We start from the raw sequence: 17,050 nt of genomic DNA on the forward strand, positions 1-17,050 counted from the left end.
ACGTGCAAACGTTTACATCCCCTGCGCTGTGGCTATTTTTTCACCAAATATGAGTGAAAACAATCATTTTATAATCAATCATTCACCGTCCTTTAGGACCTTAACACCCACTTGTGCAGCAATACCTAAAAAGGTTAATATCCATTCATTTTCTATTGGAACGATTGGTTCCTATTAACCACTAGTCACTTCCGATAGAGCATCTTCCAGATAAGGAGTAAGTACTTGCTCTAGTTAGAAAGGGCGTCAGGTTACATGGATGTAAAAGAAGAGTTTAGAGACATTTTCGACGGTCACCGCGCACCCACTATTGGTGACGTGGCAAAACTGGCCGGCGTTTCAATCACGACTATCTCTCGCGTGCTAAATGATCGCGGAGCGGTTAGTGCTACAACTCGAACTGCGGTGACCGACGCGATGCGGATCCTAGGCTACCGTCCTAACAGTGTCGCTCGTTCCTTACGTCAGCAGAAGACTAATAGTGTCGCCCTGGTCTTCCCCACCATGTGCGACGCCTACTATGTAGATCTTTCAGCAGCCGTAGAAATGTTCGTCCTGGAAGCCGGCATGCAGCCACTAACCTTTAATACCTGCTTGGACGAAGAGCACGATAAGCGGGTCATTGATACGCTACTCAACGCCCGAGTGGACGGTGTCATCTCTGGTGCGCCCCTTGACTTCCTGCCCGATTTCCCCTTCGGTAAGCTGCCCTTGGTCACCATGTCGCAGCCCCAAATGGACCCCGGAATCCCAAATATTCAGTGTGACAACACGGAATCTGGCGCCCGGGCAGCGAAGCACTTTGCCCAAACTGGCAGTAAACAAGCCCTGATTCTTCGTCCTATCGGAACTGACCAAGATCCCCGCCGGAAGGGTTTCCAGCTGGGTGCCAAACTAGAGGATTTACCAATCCGAGAACTGGTTATTGCCCATAACATCAGTCCGCAAGACCTAGAAAAAGAGATTGCCCAGCAGTTGGATCGACTGCACGAAGAAACCCCTATCGATGCAATCTTTACCACGGCGGACTTCTTTGCCCCCATGATCCTCAAGTGGGCAAAGGACCGGAACCTAGAAGTCCCCGAAGATCTACAGGTCATTGGCTTTGATGGGGCGTCTTTTACCCAGCAGATGATGCCACAGCTTAGTACCTTCCGTCAGCCCTATGAAGAGCTAGCCAAGCGTGCAGTTAAAGCACTAACGCAACTAATTCAGGGGGAAGAAGTAAGTGTAGATACGGCACCGGCAGCGGTTTTTGTCCCGCGCAAAACCACCCGCGAAGTACCCGAAAAGTAAGCGCTAAACTGGGCCCCACAGGACAACCACGTCCCCTAAAGGTATACGTAACAGCCACCAAAAAGTGACGTTTCCGGATAGGTTGCGGCTAAGCGTCCTCGGGAAAATCCCAGGGCATCTCTAGGGCAGCGGCCCGCTGGGCGGCCATAAAGCGCTCCAACTCGCGGCGCTCCTTCTTAGTGGGGCGGCCGGTTCCGCGCGCCCGGATAATCGGGGCCGGGGCGGTCAGCTTCGTCGGCCTAGGCGGCGAATGGTCGATATAGCAGGCCTGCGCGTTCGGGGCCGAGGTACGTTTCTGGATTAGACCCGTCACCTCAAGGATCCGGTCAAAACCTTGGAAGCGGTAGCGAACCTCGTCCCCCACCTTGATCTTTTGGGCGGGTTTAGCAGTATCCCCGTTGACGCGGACGTGCCCAGCCTTGCATTCGGTGGTGGCCAGGGAGCGGGTTTTTATCTGTCGGACAGCCCAAAGCCAGACATCCACCCGGACGCTACCTTCAGTCTGCATCACCGCTCCCTTCCTTTTCGGATTGTAGACCTGATTTTACCTTATCTTTTAAGTTCAACTTGCAGGGCACTTTAGACACTAATAGCCTGTAAACATGATGACGATCCTTTTCTACTAAAAACGCGCGCCACCGGCTGTCAATAACAGTCAAAGTGGCCAAAGGGCTAGCGCCCCAAGCGAGCGGCTCATGTTCCCTAAAACCTAGCCGCCTGAACAAACAGCTTTAAAACGTAGAAAAGAAATCATGTTTAACTCTAAGAATTCCTCCACCCCACAGCCTACTTCCGCAGGCGCACTGGCTGGAAACTTTTTGGCTGAAAACTATTCGGCTGACAACAATTTGGGTGACAACTATTCGGCTGCCAACTATTTAACGGACGGCTACCTAGCGCCCGAATCCGCGCAGGCCATCAAGTCCAGCTCTACCTATTACGAGGAAGCTCAGGCCCTAAATATTCCCGTCCCCCCGGTAGCGGGCGAACCTAACTGGGGCCCGCTTTACTCGCAGACCTTCGACCTGACGGACCCGGGCACCCTGGATACCCGGAAGAAAGTACTGGTCCACACCGGTAAGCAAAGCTGGAAACGCTTCCTCGGCAACCTGCTCTACGGGTTCGTCCAGTACGGCTCCACCAGCCTGCTGCCGATTACTGCCGGGTACCTGCTGGATCAGCTGATCATTCACGGCCTCAGTAAGGCCCTGTGGTTACCGACCCTGTACCTGCTGCTCAATATTTTGGTGGCCAGTACGCTTTACGGTTTCATGCAGATGATCACGCTGATTACTTCAGAGCGGGCCTGCTTTGACGATATTGACCGGACTGCCTCCCGTTCGGTCACTAACGGGCATGCCATCAGCCAAGAGATCAGTTCCGGTGACGTGGTCCAAACTGTCGAAACCGATGCTTATAACCTGGCGATGTTCTATGAGAGTAGCGCCCATACCCTCTCGGCCCTGCTAGTGGCCCTTGGGGTTTGTTGGTACATGTTCTCTATCAACATCCCTATGGGCCTGGCGGTCCTGCTTTCAATCCCACTATTCTCTGGGATTTCCAGCCTGATCTCTAAGCCGCTACATAAGCGCATCGATGCCCGCCGAACCGAAAGTGGCACCCTGACCACCGTCGCTAATGACGCGGTCATGGGCCTACGCATCCTGCGCGGCCTAGGGGCAGAAAGTCGCTACCTGGCCCGCTACGAAAAGCAGTCTGAGCGCCTGCGCGATACCGGCATTGCCATGGCCACTTTAAACTCGCTAAGCGCGGTAATGCGTCAGGCCTCCCCCGCGATCGTCACCGCGATCATCCTGGGGATCGGTAGTGCCGAAATCTACGCTGGCCGCCTAGAACCCGGCCAACTGGTCGCCTTCTTTGGGCTCACCGGCATTATCAACACCTTCATGATGCGCCTAAGCTGGCTCATCATCATTGGCCCCAAGGCGTGGGTCTCAGCCCGGAAGATTGCCGCCCTAAATGCGGTCCCCCGCAAACTGAACGATAACGCGGACTCGGAAGCCCCCTCGGAACCCTATGGGGAACTGGCCGACCCGATCTCTGGCGCCCAGGCGCCCGCCGGGAAACTAACCGCCCTGGTCTGTGCCGAACCGGACCACAGCGCGCAGGTAGCTAAACGTTTCGCCCGCCTAGACGAGCACACTCCCGCCACCCTAAACGGGCAGCCGCTAACGGAAATGCCACTCAAGTGGGTGCGCACCAACCTCCTGTACTCACACGGGGAAGCCGGGCTTTTCGCCGGAACCCTGCGGGAAGGCCTACTGGGACGCAAAGCCAGAGCCGCTAAGCCGCTCAGCCCGGGTGAACTGCTGGCCTGGAATACCCTGCAAAACCGGCTGGATGACAATCAGTTCAAACTCCAAGACCAGCAGCGGAAGGACCTGGACGATAAGCTCCTAGGCGCCCTAAAAGCTGCGGCCTGCGCGGACGTCATGGGCTCCCTACAACTGGGCCTAGACGGCCTGATCACCGAAAAGGGACGTAATCTTTCTGGTGGCCAACGCCAACGCGTCTCCCTAGCGCGCGCCCTGGCCCAGCAGAGCCCCAACCTGATCCTGGTGGAGCCCACCAGCGCCCTCGATGCGAATACCGAAAACCAGGTCGCCGAGGACCTTAAAGCGCACCGAAACGGCAAAACCACCATTATTGCGACCGCCTCCCCGCTGGTCTTGCACCACACGGACCACGTGATCTTCCTAGGCCCCGACGGGCAGGTTCAAGACACGGGCACGCACCATGAACTATTCCAACGAAACTCCGCCTACCGGGCCCTAACCGGAAGGGGAAACGCATGAAACTCCCACTAGCTAACACTCGCGATACGTGGCGCGGCGCCGCGAAGATCGCCAAAACCAACTGGAAAATCCTCTCCGTCACCACCGTGGCGCAACTGGCCGCCGCCGGGGCGGCCGTCGCCATCCCCTTCCTGGTCGGTAAGCTCCTAGACCAGATCACTCACGGGACTAACAGTGCACAGGTGACCACCTATATTTGGGCCTTCGCGGCCCTAGTGCTGATTCAACTGGTCTGTACTTTTGTGGGCGAGTACGCCGGGCAGATTTTCGGCGAGCGCTCCTTCCATACGCTGCGCACCAACCTGATGCGTGACCTGCTCAAACTGCCCCTAGGCACGGTTGAAAACGCGGGCACCGGTGACATGCTGGGACGCATCACGAAGGATATTGACCGGATTGACTTCTTCTTCCGCCGCGGCCTAGGGGCCATGCTGTCCCTGCTGGCCACGGTGATCGTCACCTACGTGCTGGCCTTCTGGACCTCACCCCTGCTGGCGCCGGTCCTGTTCCTGCCGCTGCTGGGGATGTGGCCACTGGGACGCTGGTACTTCCCCAAGGCGATTCCTGCCTACCAGGCGGGCAGTGCCATGTGGGCGGAAGTAAACGGGCAGATCTCAGAGAACGCCGAACAGGCCGAGCACTTAGAATCCCTGGGCCTAGTGCCCCTGCGGAATCGCCGTCTACGCCATAGCCTGACCACTATTTTCAATAACGAGCGTTACACGGCTTGGCTACGCTTTTGGCTGCTGGGCGTCACCCAGTTGAACGTGCTGTTCCCGCTGTTGGCGGTGATTGGCTGGGGTGGCTACCTGAAGAGTCACGGGCTGGTCAGCACCGGGGAACTGACCACGATCTTCCTGTACGTGTTGACCCTGCGTTACCCGATTGACGAGTCCACCTTTTGGATTGACCAAATCCAGTACGCGCAGACTTCCCTCTCCCGCATTTTGGGGGTGGGGACGGTCCCCGCGGACCGCGCTCCCAGCGTTACTTCCGTGACTGGGAAAGCCTGGGAGATGCAAGATTTGCGCTTCCGGTACGGTAACGGCCCGGAGGTCTTAAAGGGTCTGGACCTGCGCCTGGAACCGGGTGAGACCCTGGCGATTGTGGGTACTTCCGGGGCGGGTAAGTCCACCTTGGCGCGCCTGCTGGCGGGCATTGACCTGCCCACGGGCGGCACCTTGACGGTTGGGGATGTGGCAATTGGCGATTTGGCCGAGGACGCCCTGCACAAGCAGGTGGCCCTACTGACCCAGGAGCACCACATTTTTGACGCAACCCTAGCGCAGAACCTCCAGTTGGCTGCCCCGGATGCCACCGAGGAGGAGCTAATGTCAGCCTTGGAAGCAGTGGGAGCGACCTGGGTGCGGGATCTGCCTGACGGTTTAGAAACGAACCTGGGGGCTTCCCAGGTGCACTTGTCTCCCAGTCAGGCCCAGCAGGTCGCTTTAGCGCGCCTAGTGTTGATGGATCCACATACGCTGATTTTGGATGAGGCGACCTCCATGATGGACCCGAATAGTGCACGCGATATTGAACACGCTCTAGGGCAGGTACTGCAGGGACGGACCGTAGTGATGATCGCGCACCGCCTATTTACCGCCCAGGACGCGGACCGGATTTGTGTCATGGAGGATGGGCAGATTGCCGAACTAGGCACCCATGATGAGCTGGTCGCCGCCGGAGGCCGCTACGCGCACCTGTGGGAAGCGTGGACCGCACAGTAATTTGACATTAAAACCTGCCGGAAGTATTTTCCCCTTATCCGCCTGGAGGTCAAAGATGACATTGAAAAAAGTTAGGAATTCAAATTCCTATAGAGGTCCAATAGAGTCTAGATCCGCCAGAATGCTTCGAAGAATTATTCTCGCGATACTATCGCTAGGTTTTATAGTTGCAATACCATCAGCTTTTGCCGGAACAACTGTAAGGCCTGATAACCGCAATTCAATCTCAAAGAAATGAGGTTCGTGATGACCTCAAAGCTAACATTATCTGAGGTTTCCTTCGCGTACGGACGCAACCAACCAGCCTTAAAATCCATCTCTTTCAAAAGCGATCAAGAATTTATTGGCATACTGGGACCGAATGGGTCAGGTAAAACCACCCTTTTACGTTTACTAGCTGGAATCACCCAACCCACTTCAGGGGAAATCCGTTACCTAGATAAACCACTAAAAACCAGACAAGACCGTTCTGACTATCAACAACATGTTGGCTACCTACCCCAAAACCCCTATTGGCCCGGGGAAACCACAGTCAAAACATTCCTTACCTATTTTGCTGCACTTAGAGACGTACCTAAAACCTCCCAAACTGAACGCGTAACCCAAGTACTATCCCAAACAAACTGTCTGAACTTAATCACGCGGCCCCTAAAATCACTGTCCGGTGGGGAACAAAAAAGAATCTTTCTAGCCCAATCACTACTCACAAACCCAGAAATCCTAATTTTAGATGAACCCACCGTAGCTTTAGACCCCCAACAACGAATTGCCTTCCGGGACCTAATAAAAACCCACGCAAACGGAAAAACCATCTTCTGGTCCACCCATATAGTCGAAGACTTACGCTACCTAGCCGATCGCATACTGATCATCCAAAACGGCCAAATAATCTGGCACAACACTACCCAAGAGTTAATCAATTTGGGTCAAAAAGCTGAAAACCTGAATCCTGACGCCTCTGACTTAGAAAGAGGCTTCCTTCACGTCATTGAAAGTAACCACCCCCATGCCCCGCAGCGTTAACTACCTAGGGGCCCTAATTTTTGGAATCTGGGTCGCTTTCACCGTTTTCTTTTTAATCAACGACGCCCCCATAAGTTTTGAATCCGTTGCCACCGCGACCAGCAATGTCAACACCACCACCCTAATCCCCGGGTCACTAGTGGGAGGCCTAGCAAGCTTCTACACGCTGCGACTCTGGCAGAACCCCAGTCAAGAACTAATCAAAACCCTACGCCCACAAAAACAGTTAAAAGTCCTAACCCAACCAGGATTCCAACTGGCCACTTGAGCAATAGCAGGCTACCTGACCTCACTGGCCATCTCACTAATAATCCCCCTCTACAAAGGTTCCACACCCAGCATCAACCTGCTTAGCACCCTGATTCCCACGCTACTAATCCCCTACACGTTTGCCTGCTTTGGAAGTGCCGTAGCCACCCTAGTACCAAAACTCTTCACCCCACCACTGGTAATCGTGGCCATCTGGTACCTACACGTTCAAAAACCCCCACTTTTTCAAGGCATATTTGCCTACACAAACATTGGTCACACAATGTTAATTGACCACCAAACCACCTACTTTAAAGTCCTACACGTTCTGGCACTATGTATTTCTGTCAGCCTAACTAGCTGCTGGCTCATTGCCGCTCTGACTGAAGTTCCCCTAAAAAATAATCTACCCATCGGGGTAATAGCAATCGCCCTAGGAATCTTTACCATCACTACCGAACCGGAAGAATACCTTGAGCCTATGCCGCCCACGGCGTGGGCATGCCTTAACGCCACAGACCAAACCACCAAAATCTGCACCCCGGCTGAACAAAAATACCAGCTACCCCAACTTACAACCGAACTAAACCCCCTAATTGAACGACTCAAACCCCTAAGCCTACCCACGAAGCAACTAATCCTGGGGCCAACTAAAAACCAGCCTGATGTCCTGCTTATACCCAGCTATTTTAACCCCACTGAAGATCCAGTCGTGGCCGCCGCCCAATCCATTTCCGCTGCACTTACTTTCTGCTCCCCCTACTTCCGGGAACTGGAAACCACAGAAATGTCGGCAGAAAAAGTTGACCTCTACTACCGCTTAACTGCCTACCTAAGCAATAAAACCACGCCCGGGGCACTACACGCTACCTACCGGCCACCAGCAGTCAACGAAATCAAAACTGAACTCCATGATTACTTTAAACACTATTGCCACGTTCGTTAAAGCTCGACAAATAAAATACCTGCCACTCGCTTCCCTACTGGCCACCCTAGTGCTATTTTCTGCCCCTAACTGGCCCACCGCCCTAACATTTCTACCCCAACGCAGCATCATCTACGCCAACCTACTGTCATTTATTTGCGGAAGCTTAATCACCCCCTACTTTCAACCCCTAAATCCAGAGTTAGAGAATCTGGCACCCATTCGCAGTTACCGAAAACTCAAACTTTCTTGGTTTTTCCTAGCCAACCTGATTTTTATTAGCCTGACCGCAAGCTTAAGTATTTTCTACTATCAATCACCGGAACTCTTATGGGTCTTTAGCAGAAACCTGCTTTTAGGAACTAGCCTCACAATCCTCTGGGCCACCCTATTTTGGCCCCGTTTTGCCTGGTTTCCAAATATCCTGCTAGGCATCCTAATGTGGCTAGGTGGCACCTATAATCAAGAAGCTAACGCGCACATTTGGGCAATCCCACTGCTACCAGCTGACAGTCTATGGGCGCTACTAGTATTTACCGTAATCCTCATGGTTTCCCTGAACGTCTACGTTTTTACTGAACCCAAAAATGACTAATTCAGGTTCCTCACTATCCACAATTAACCCCGAAGCGGTCACCAAAGAGCCCCAAACCAGCCGGTAGAATACTATGCGTGAGTCCTGAACAGTCTGTTGGTCGTGAAAAACCCATCTTCCCCGCCCCCGCCGGGTCCCCGTATATTGCCCAAGCTCAGCGTTTAAAGCTAGAGGTTCCGCCAGTGGTCCCCCAGCCACGCTTTGCCCCCAAGATTCTGGACACCCCGGAACTGGTTGAAGAGATCGGGGATAGCCCCAAGGGCATCCTGTGGCATCTGGTGAAGAAGAACCGAAAAGCCCTAGCCCTGTCCTTCATTACTGCCCTGGGTTTGCGCCTTTCTGGCCTAGCCATGCCGATTATTGTCGGTAAGATCATCGACTCCGGAATCGAAAAAGGCCTAGGCCCGCACCTGATTCCCTGGTCAGTGGCACTACTGGTAGCGATTATCCTGACCGGCATTTTCTGGTCCGTGGACCAGCTGGGTAACGTGGCCCTGAACTTCCGCAATAGCACCTACATCGGTAATGCGGTGGGTCAAAAAGCCCTCACGAACGGGATTGCCACCAGCCGCAAGGTAGGCACCGGTGACGTGCTAACCGCCGCCACTGATGACGCCTCCAATATTGCGGGCCTGTTCGTGTTCCTGCCGGCTTTCTTTGCGGCCTGCGTGACCATTGTGATCATCGGCTGGATTATGATCCGCTCTTCCCTGATGCTGGGGCTAATCGTCATGATCGGCATGCCCCTAGTGATCTTCTTAATCACCCGCCTAGCGGTACCCCTGAGCCGAAAAATGAAAACCGCCCAGAACTCCAGGGCCCAGCTCAACACCACCGCCAATGACGCCATCCTGGGCCTGCGCATCCTACGCGGCCTGGGCGGTGAAGATCGCTTCTGTGACACCTATCGGGAAGCCTCACAGGCCACCCGCGATAAAGGCGTCAAGGTAGTACCCCTGAACGCCACCATGCTCACGCTGCGGATCTCTGCCCCCGCAGTGTTCCAAACCCTCATCATTGCGATCGGCGCCTGGCAGGTCTACGCCGGGAACCTAAGTGCCGGCACCCTGATTGCCTTCTTCGGCATGACCACCTACCTACAGGCTGCGACCAACACGATTATTAGCGCCACCATGAACTATGTGAGCGCCAAGGTCTCTGCCGGACGCATCAGCAAGATCCTTGAAATTCCGCCCATGTTCCCCAACCCGCAGGCGGGACAGGCAGCACCAGCAGGAATCGCCGGTACCACCCTAGAGATTCCCAATACGCAAGTGAGCGTAGCCCCGGGAACCTACACGGCAATTACCGGCCCAGACCTTTCCGCAGCTGACGTACACGCCCAAAACCTAGCACGACTACACCCCGGCACCACCGCCACCCTAGGTTCAGTACCGCTAGCATCCCTACCCTTAAAGACTGTACGAAACCTAGTGACCTACAGTCATGGTGAGGCCGAAATCTTCGCCGGCTCCCTACGACAAAACCTCCTGGGTGCAAAAGCCCAAACCCCACCCGTAATGACCGCCCAGGAAGTCATGGCTGACTACACGCTCCAAATGAGCCCCCAAAGTGAGCAGGTCCGACTACCTGACTGGCAAAACCACGATCACGACCCGCAACTATGGAAGGCCCTAGAGGCCGCCGCCTGCGCGGATATTACTTCATCCCTAGGGGACGACCTAGATGGGATGCTGCTAGAAAAGGGACGTAACCTCTCTGGTGGGCAACGCCAGCGCCTCGCCCTCGCACGCGCCCTCGCCACCGGCGCCCCCATCCTGATCCTAGTAGAGCCCACCAGCGCCCTGGACGCGAATACTGAAAACCGGATCGGGGAAAACCTAGCTGAATGCCGAAAAGGTAAAACCACGGTCCTCATCAGTTCCTCCCCGCTCCTGCTGCAACACGCAGACCGGGTGATTGTCCTAGACCGGGAAGGTAAGTACCTAGGTGCCGGCACGCACCACGAACTAATGGCAGCCCCGGCAGGTGATGCCGCTGGCGACACTTACCGTCAGCTAATGGCACGGGCAGGTGAAAACGTATGAAACTCCCCGTCGCCTCAAATACCGAAACCCGCAAAGCCTTCGGACGCCTCATCTACCAGCACCGGAAGCTCATGGGGGCCTCATTTGCGACCCAGCTTTTGGGCATTGTCTTTGCCACCGCCCTGCCGTGGCTGACCGGTAAAACCCTAGACTGGATTGCCGCCGGGCGGGATACACGCATTATCTCTTGGGCCATCACCGCCATGGTGATCCTGGTGATCATCCGAATAATCTTCAACTACATTGCCGAACTCCTTGGCGGGATCGTCGCGGAAGATATGTTCCAAACCCTACGGGACCAGGTCATCACTCAGGCCACGCACCTACCCCTATCGGTAGTGGAAAGCTCCGGTTCGGGCGACCTACTGGGGCGCGTCACCTACGATGTGCGCCGCATCCAAGGCTTCATGACCCAGGGGTTAGTCTCCATTATTCAGCTACTACTCACCGCGATCGTCACCTATGTGACAGCACTGCTAGTGGCGCCCTCACTAGGGTGGACGCTACTGGTCGCACTGGTTCCAATCCTGTACACCATGCGCTGGCACTTCTCCCACATGAGCGCCATCATCCAAGCCAATGCGGGCATGGTCGCCAATGTTTCCGGTCAGATCAGTGAAAACGCCGGCGGGGCGCGCATTATCGAAGCCCAGGGGCTAGTGCCCACGCGCGTAAAGCGGCTGCACCAAATTGGGCGCTCCATGTGGAACCTGCAGGCCACCACCGGTTACACTCGGGCCCGCTCCATGGGTGCCGTCAACACCCTAGTGATGCTGCCACTACTGTTCACCGTGATCCTTGGGGCTCTGTTCATTCCCCGCGGTTGGGCCACCATTGGTACGGTCACTACCGTCACCATGTTGACCCTACAGCTGCGCGCACCCCTGACCAGTGCCATGTACTGGATTACCAATATGCAGGTAGCGTGGGCGTCCATGCAGCGTATTGCCGGTATTGGGCTAGTCCCCAATGACCGGGTGACCAAAAATATTGCCCCCGCCAATAGCCAGATTGACCTAGCGGATGTCACCTTCGCTTACCGCGCTGATCATGAGGTCCTGCACGGGCTAAACCTAAGTATTAAACCCGGCGAGCGCCTAGCGATCGTGGGTACTTCCGGGGCGGGTAAATCCACCCTGGCGCGCCTGATCGCCGGTATTGATGCCCCCACTGGTGGCTCGGTACAGATCGGCCAGGCGGAAGTTACCGAACTGCCCGAAGCGGAACTGCACCGGCAGGTCATCCTGCTCACCCAGGAGCACCATATCTTTACCACCACCCTACGGGAGAATCTGCGGCTGGCCGACCCGGCGGCCTCGGACGAAAAACTGTGGGAGGCCCTAGACCAGATCGGGGCGGAATGGGCCCACCAGCTAGCCGAGGGGCTAGATACCAAACTGGGGACCTCGGCCATGGAGCTGACCAGTGCGCAGGCGCAGCAGTTGGCCCTAGCGCGAATCCTGCTGGCCGACCCATCCACGCTGATCCTAGATGAGGCCACCTCCATGCTGGACCCGACCTCTGCCCGGACGCTAGAACGTGCCCTAGGGAAGGTGTTGGAAGGACGGACGGTCATTATGATTGCGCACCGGTTATTTACCGCTCAGGACGCGGATCGGATCTGTGTGATGGAAGATGGCCGGATCATTGAACTCGGTTCGCATGAGGAACTTCTATCCCAAAATGGGACCTATTCGGATCTATGGTCCGCTTGGCAACAAAAATAGTAAACCACGCCACCCTAAGATATTGTGTTTTGCGCCTCATTAATGTAACCTCATACAAGAATGTGTTCGTGATTTACGCATGAACTCAGTACCCTCAATTCAGTAACACAGGCATATAGAACTCTATGGACAAAAACGGAAAAAGTTCCTCTAGGAACTCCGATGGGCAATTAACCATTACGGACGTAGCTAAACTAGCCGGAGTTTCGCCTACCACTGTGTCTCGGGTTCTTAATAACCGGGGTTACATTTCACTGCGCACTAAAGAAGCCGTTCACGACGCAATGACGCAATTGGGGTATCGTCCGAACGCACAAGCTCGTGCTTTACGAATCAAGCAAACTAACCTGATTGGGGTTCTGTTCCCCACGCTTTCTGATCCATACTATGCGGAACTCGCCAGCCAGCTGGAAGAGCGTCTAGCTGCCGCCGGCCTCAGAATGCTACTGTGCACAACCCAGAAGAACTACGACCGAGAAAAGTACTACCTAGACCTACTGGCTTCCTCTCGGGTGGATGGGATTATTACCTGTTCGCATAGTGATGCAATCTATGAGTACCAAAACTCAGCACGCGCGATTATTACGATCCAGCATCCGGTCACTATCCCAGATATTCCCAACATTACCTGTAACAATGTTGACGCTGGCAAACAGGCTGCTAGGGCGCTACTAGCTGGTGGGGTCAAAGAAGCTCTAGTAATACACTCATCGTTCTCGGCTAAGAATCCTCGGCACCAAGCTTTCCACGATGTGTTTAAAGAGGCTGGAATCCCTTCTCACTGCGAAGAAATCGATTTTGATGCCACTCCAGATGAGCAACGAAATCGCATTGAAATGATTATGGAAAGCCCGATCTACCGTCAGGTCGACTCGGTCTTTGCTACCAATGACACCTATGCTTCTATGGTTACGTCTTGGGCGATTTCGAACGGCAAAAACGTACCCGAAGACCTACAGGTAATTGGTTACGACGGTGCGCCTGCTAGCCGCAACCTGATTCCAGCTCTAACCACTCTGGTTCAGCCGTACAACGAGATTGCTTCTAACGCAGTCTTTGCTTTGATCGCGATTATGAACGATACTCCGGCGCCTTCGCAGGCTATCCCCCGAGTTACGTTCCACCCGGGCAATACCATTCGCGCCAAGGACTACTACCTGTAAAATAGGTTGTAGCTCACACGCTGGCTGTGACGGGTATTGCTGCCCAGTAAAATACGTGTCTTTTTAGAAGATTGACTTTATACCTGTCACAGGTCCTTAGTAGTCAACCCTGAAAGGACTATCAAAATGAAAACCAAGGCTACCGCTCTTTCCCTTGCTGTCCTACTGTCGTTTCCGTTTCTAGCTGCCTGTAGTGGGGCGGAAAAATCTGATGTGAAAGCTTGTCAGACTCTACAAGAGTCCTTTGAGAAGAGTAATAAGAAGTCGACTGAATCCAAGAGTGATATTACTGAACCTGCCGGCATGAAGAAACTGGCGGCTATTATGGGCGAGTTCCAGAGCGAGGTTCAAAAAGCTTCCACGCAGGCAAAATCTGATGATCTTCGGGCTGAGTTCGAGGATGCTTCTGACTACTTAAAGAAGGTCACGAAGTCTTTGGAAGATAATGACCTTGATGCCTTCATGAAGTTGACCGAGACTGATGCGATTAAGGTCAAGAAACTGCTTGATAAATGCCAGGCGATCAATAAGTGATTTGGTTTGAGCATGTGCGAACCCCCGGCGGATGAGTTCCACCGGGGGTTCTACTTTCTACTCTACTCTTTTTAGAGCATGCAGGAAACGCAGCCTTCTACTTCCGTTCCCGAAAGTGCCATCTGACGTAGGCGGATGTAGTACAGGGTCTTGATACCCTTACGCCATGCGTAGATTTGCGCCTTGTTTAGGTCACGGGTGGTGATGTTATCCGGGAAGAACAGGGTCAGTGACAGGCCCTGATCCACGTGCTGGGTGGCAGCGGCGTAGGTGTCGATAATGGCCTCCGGGCCAATCTCGTACGCATCCCGGTAGTACTCCAAATTGTCGTTGGTCAGGTAGGGAGCCGGGTAGTAGACGCGGCCAATCTTGCCTTCCTTACGGATTTCGATCTTCGAAGCGATCGGGTGGATCGAAGAGGTGGAGTTGTTGATGTAGCTGATGGAACCGGTGGGCGGGATGGCCTGTAGGTTCTGGTTGTACATGCCGTGATCGTGCACGTCCTGGGCCAGCTGCTTCCAGTTCTCCGGGGTGGGTAGTTCCACGCCGAAACGATCGAACAGTTCAGCTACCTCAGGGGTCTTGGGGGTGAAGTCACCGTCAATGTACTTCTCGAAGTACTCGCCTGAGTAGTAGGCAGAGCGCTCGAAGCCTTCGAAGGATTCGCCACGCTCGCGGGCAATCTTATTGGATGCCTTAATGCAGTGGTAGGCGATTGCATAGAAGTACAGGTTAGTGAAGTCTAGGGCCTCTGGGGAGCCGTAGTGGATGCGCTCGCGGGCTAGGAATCCATGCAGGTTCATCTGGCCCAAGCCGATGGCGTGGCTCATGGAGTTACCACGGGCAATGGAGGGGACCGCCTGGATATTGGACTGGTCAGAAACCGCAGTGAGGGCGCGAATGGCAACCTCCACGGATTCACCTAGGTTGCCACCGTCCATCGCCTTGGCGATATTCATGGAGCCCAGGTTGCAGGAGATATCCTTGCCGACCTCACTGTAGGTTAGGTCCTCGTTGAAGGTCGAGGGGGTAGAGACCTGCAGGATTTCACTGCACAGGTTCGACATAGTGATGCGACCGTCAATGGGGTTAGCGCGGTTTACGGTGTCTTCGAAGACCACGTAGGGGTAGCCGGATTCGAATTGGATTTCGGCAATGGTCTGGAAGAACTTACGGGCCTTGATCTTCTTCTTGCGGATGCGGCCGTCATCAACCATTTCATGGTACTTCTCAGTGACGGAAATATCGCTGAAGGGGACCCCGTAGACGCGTTCGACATCGTAGGGGCTGAAGAGGTACATGTCCTCATTCTTCTTGGCCAGTTCGAAGGTGATGTCGGGGATGACCACACCTAGGGACAGGGACTTAATACGGATCTTTTCGTCCGCGTTTTCACGCTTGGTGTCTAGGAAGCCCATGATGTCCGGGTGGTGTGCGTGTAGGTAAACGGCACCGGCGCCCTGACGGGCGCCCAGCTGGTTAGCGTAGCTGAAGGCGTCTTCTAGGAGCTTCATAACGGGGATGACACCGGAAGACTGGTTTTCGATCTTCTTGATCGGGGCGCCGGATTCACGCAGGTTGGTGAGCTGTAGCGCCACGCCGCCGCCACGCTTGGAAAGCTGCAGGGCCGCGTTGATGCCGCGCGAAATCGATTCCATGTTGTCCTCAATGCGGACCAGGAAGCAGGAGATCAGTTCACCACGCTGGGCCTTACCGGCGTTCAGGAAGGTGGGGGTGGCGGGCTGGAAGCGGCCGGCTAGGATTTCGTCAACTAGCTGTTCTGCGAGCTGCTTGTCACCGTCAGCTAGGGTCAGCGCGACCATGCAGACGCGGTCTTCGAAACGCTCTAGGTAACGTTTTCCGTCGAAGGTTTTGAGGGTGTAGCTGGTGTAGTACTTGAAGGCACCTAGGAAGGTCTGGAAGCGGAACTTCTTACCGTAGGCGCGCTTGAATAGGGACTTGATGAATTCGAATTCGTACTTTTCTAGGACCTGGGGTTCGTAGTACTTTTCTTCGACTAGGTAGTCCAGCTTCTCCCGTAGGTTGTGGAAGAAAACGGTGTTTTGGTTAACGTGCTGAAGGAAGTACTGACGGGCGGCCATGCGGTCAGCTTCGAACTGGATATGACCGTCGGCATCGTAGAGGTTCAGCTGTGCGTTCAGTGCGTGGTAATCCAGGTCTGCTGAACGTACGGGTTCTAGGCCGGTGTCTGTGAGGTTTTCTGCCAAAACTCTGTTAACCCTTCTTGGACTTTGCGAACATCCTCAGGGGTTCCGAGGAGTTCAAATTGATACATGTGCGGTACGCCGAGTTTCGCGGCGATGATTCTGCCGGCTAGACAGTAGGCGGTCCCAAAGTTCGTGTTTCCACTTGAGATTACGCCCCGGCATAGACGACGGTTAGGTTCGTGATTTAGGAACTTAATGACCTGTTTAGGCACGGCTCCCTTTTGGTTTCCACCGCCATAGGTGGGAACGATGAGGACGTATTCGTCCGTGACTTCAAGGAAGGGGTCGTTGGCCCGCAAACCGATGCGGTGCGATGGGAAACCCAATCGACTTACGAATCGGTGTGTATTGTTCGTCGCAGAGGAAAAATAGACGATGCTACCCACCGGATTACCCTTTTCAGCCGTTGACTACCTGAGCCTGAGCGACGACCTTACGGATTAGGTCGGGACGGAAGCCGGCCCAGTTGAGGTCACCGGCGACAACGACGGGGGCCTGAGCGTGACCGAGGGAGCGCACGAACTCCATTGCGGAATCGTCCTGGGTGAGGTCGACGACCTGGTACTGAGCGCCCTGCTTGTCTAGAGCTCGGTAGGTGGCGGTGCACTGAACGCAGTTGGGCTTTGAGTAAACAGTGATCGTCATGTGCGAGTCTCCTTTGGGTTCCAGTTTCCCCGGTGGCTGGTGTTTGGTTCCGAGGTTTTTTCTTCAGGTTTTGG

Annotated in this window: 15 protein-coding genes; 11 read left to right on the forward strand and 4 right to left on the reverse strand. The window is 54.6% G+C overall.

Features of this window, described 5'->3' with window-relative positions:
• The first annotated feature begins 255 nt into the window (after positions 1-255).
• Entirely contained in the window at positions 256-1,296 is a 1,041-nt protein-coding gene (locus BSR28_RS02120) for a LacI family DNA-binding transcriptional regulator (RefSeq protein ID WP_073713212.1), read from the forward strand.
• A gap of 88 nt (positions 1,297-1,384) precedes the next feature.
• Here BSR28_RS02120 and BSR28_RS02125 read toward each other — a convergent pair whose 3' ends face one another.
• Entirely contained in the window at positions 1,385-1,804 is a 420-nt protein-coding gene (locus BSR28_RS02125; protein WP_083562893.1) for an RNA-binding S4 domain-containing protein, read from the reverse strand.
• Between the two features lie 244 nt (positions 1,805-2,048).
• Between BSR28_RS02125 and BSR28_RS02130 the strand changes: the two genes are divergently transcribed.
• From BSR28_RS02130 to BSR28_RS02175, 10 genes are all read left to right on the forward strand, one after another.
• The gene (locus tag BSR28_RS02130; RefSeq protein WP_073713213.1) at positions 2,049-4,112 is read left to right on the forward strand and encodes an ABC transporter transmembrane domain-containing protein; all 2,064 of its coding nucleotides are present in this window, start codon (positions 2,049-2,051) and stop codon (positions 4,110-4,112) included.
• On the forward strand, positions 4,109-5,839 hold the full coding sequence (locus BSR28_RS02135; RefSeq protein ID WP_073713214.1) for an ABC transporter ATP-binding protein: 1,731 nt from the start codon (positions 4,109-4,111) through the stop codon (positions 5,837-5,839). Before BSR28_RS02130 ends, BSR28_RS02135 begins: the two co-directional genes overlap by 4 nt.
• A gap of 246 nt (positions 5,840-6,085) precedes the next feature.
• Positions 6,086-6,862 (forward strand): ABC transporter ATP-binding protein, encoded by a 777-nt coding sequence (locus BSR28_RS02140; protein ID WP_073713215.1) that lies wholly within the window; start codon positions 6,086-6,088, stop codon positions 6,860-6,862.
• Positions 6,846-7,130, forward strand: a complete 285-nt coding sequence (locus BSR28_RS02145) for a hypothetical protein (protein ID WP_073713216.1) — start codon at positions 6,846-6,848, stop codon at positions 7,128-7,130. The genes BSR28_RS02140 and BSR28_RS02145 overlap by 17 nt, the downstream gene beginning before the upstream one ends.
• A gap of 264 nt (positions 7,131-7,394) precedes the next feature.
• On the forward strand, positions 7,395-8,057 hold the full coding sequence (locus BSR28_RS02150; RefSeq protein WP_073713217.1) for a hypothetical protein: 663 nt from the start codon (positions 7,395-7,397) through the stop codon (positions 8,055-8,057).
• Positions 8,023-8,631, forward strand: coding sequence for a hypothetical protein (locus tag BSR28_RS02155; RefSeq protein WP_073713218.1), 609 nt, complete (start codon positions 8,023-8,025; stop codon positions 8,629-8,631). Before BSR28_RS02150 ends, BSR28_RS02155 begins: the two co-directional genes overlap by 35 nt.
• Positions 8,632-8,708: 77 nt before the next feature.
• Positions 8,709-10,679: an ABC transporter ATP-binding protein gene (locus BSR28_RS02160; RefSeq protein WP_073713219.1), complete on the forward strand. Its 1,971-nt coding sequence runs from the start codon at positions 8,709-8,711 to the stop codon at positions 10,677-10,679.
• Complete coding sequence (locus tag BSR28_RS02165; RefSeq protein ID WP_073713220.1) at positions 10,676-12,406, forward strand: ABC transporter ATP-binding protein; 1,731 nt, start codon at positions 10,676-10,678, stop codon at positions 12,404-12,406. The genes BSR28_RS02160 and BSR28_RS02165 overlap by 4 nt, the downstream gene beginning before the upstream one ends.
• 125 nt (positions 12,407-12,531) lie before the next feature.
• Positions 12,532-13,569, forward strand: coding sequence for a LacI family DNA-binding transcriptional regulator (locus BSR28_RS02170; RefSeq protein WP_073708338.1), 1,038 nt, complete (start codon positions 12,532-12,534; stop codon positions 13,567-13,569).
• 126 nt (positions 13,570-13,695) lie between these two features.
• Entirely contained in the window at positions 13,696-14,103 is a 408-nt protein-coding gene (locus tag BSR28_RS02175; RefSeq protein WP_073708337.1) for a hypothetical protein, read from the forward strand.
• Between the two features lie 71 nt (positions 14,104-14,174).
• On the opposite strand, the gene nrdE is transcribed toward BSR28_RS02175, so the two are convergent.
• Genes nrdE through nrdH form a run of 3 tightly spaced genes read right to left on the reverse strand, consistent with a single transcriptional unit; the run spans position 14,175 to position 16,976 of the window.
• The gene (nrdE, locus tag BSR28_RS02180; RefSeq protein ID WP_073713221.1) at positions 14,175-16,331 is read right to left on the reverse strand and encodes a class 1b ribonucleoside-diphosphate reductase subunit alpha; all 2,157 of its coding nucleotides are present in this window, start codon (positions 16,329-16,331) and stop codon (positions 14,175-14,177) included.
• The gene (nrdI, locus tag BSR28_RS02185; RefSeq protein ID WP_073708335.1) at positions 16,301-16,717 is read right to left on the reverse strand and encodes a class Ib ribonucleoside-diphosphate reductase assembly flavoprotein NrdI; all 417 of its coding nucleotides are present in this window, start codon (positions 16,715-16,717) and stop codon (positions 16,301-16,303) included. The genes nrdE and nrdI overlap by 31 nt, the downstream gene beginning before the upstream one ends.
• A gap of 13 nt (positions 16,718-16,730) precedes the next feature.
• Complete coding sequence (nrdH, locus tag BSR28_RS02190; protein ID WP_073713222.1) at positions 16,731-16,976, reverse strand: glutaredoxin-like protein NrdH; 246 nt, start codon at positions 16,974-16,976, stop codon at positions 16,731-16,733.
• Positions 16,977-17,050 lie beyond the last annotated feature (74 nt).

It is taken from the genome of Boudabousia liubingyangii (assembly GCF_001907245.1).
Classification (GTDB): domain Bacteria; phylum Actinomycetota; class Actinomycetes; order Actinomycetales; family Actinomycetaceae; genus Boudabousia; species Boudabousia liubingyangii.

Bases quoted from the DNA above. Each gene is read 5' to 3' on its own strand.
- BSR28_RS02130 (WP_073713213.1), top strand. From the start codon at position 2,049: ATGTTTAACTCTAAGAATTCCTCCACCCCACAGCCTACTTCCGCAGGC.
- BSR28_RS02175 (WP_073708337.1), top strand. From the start codon at position 13,696: ATGAAAACCAAGGCTACCGCTCTTTCCCTTGCTGTCCTACTGTCGTTT.
- BSR28_RS02125 (WP_083562893.1), bottom strand. From the start codon at position 1,804: ATGCAGACTGAAGGTAGCGTCCGGGTGGATGTCTGGCTTTGGGCTGTC.
- BSR28_RS02150 (WP_073713217.1), top strand. From the start codon at position 7,395: ATGTTAATTGACCACCAAACCACCTACTTTAAAGTCCTACACGTTCTG.
- BSR28_RS02120 (WP_073713212.1), top strand. From the start codon at position 256: ATGGATGTAAAAGAAGAGTTTAGAGACATTTTCGACGGTCACCGCGCA.
- BSR28_RS02140 (WP_073713215.1), top strand. From the start codon at position 6,086: ATGACCTCAAAGCTAACATTATCTGAGGTTTCCTTCGCGTACGGACGC.
- BSR28_RS02165 (WP_073713220.1), top strand. From the start codon at position 10,676: ATGAAACTCCCCGTCGCCTCAAATACCGAAACCCGCAAAGCCTTCGGA.
- BSR28_RS02145 (WP_073713216.1), top strand. From the start codon at position 6,846: ATGCCCCGCAGCGTTAACTACCTAGGGGCCCTAATTTTTGGAATCTGG.
- BSR28_RS02135 (WP_073713214.1), top strand. From the start codon at position 4,109: ATGAAACTCCCACTAGCTAACACTCGCGATACGTGGCGCGGCGCCGCG.
- BSR28_RS02155 (WP_073713218.1), top strand. From the start codon at position 8,023: ATGATTACTTTAAACACTATTGCCACGTTCGTTAAAGCTCGACAAATA.
- nrdH (WP_073713222.1), bottom strand. From the start codon at position 16,976: ATGACGATCACTGTTTACTCAAAGCCCAACTGCGTTCAGTGCACCGCC.
- BSR28_RS02170 (WP_073708338.1), top strand. From the start codon at position 12,532: ATGGACAAAAACGGAAAAAGTTCCTCTAGGAACTCCGATGGGCAATTA.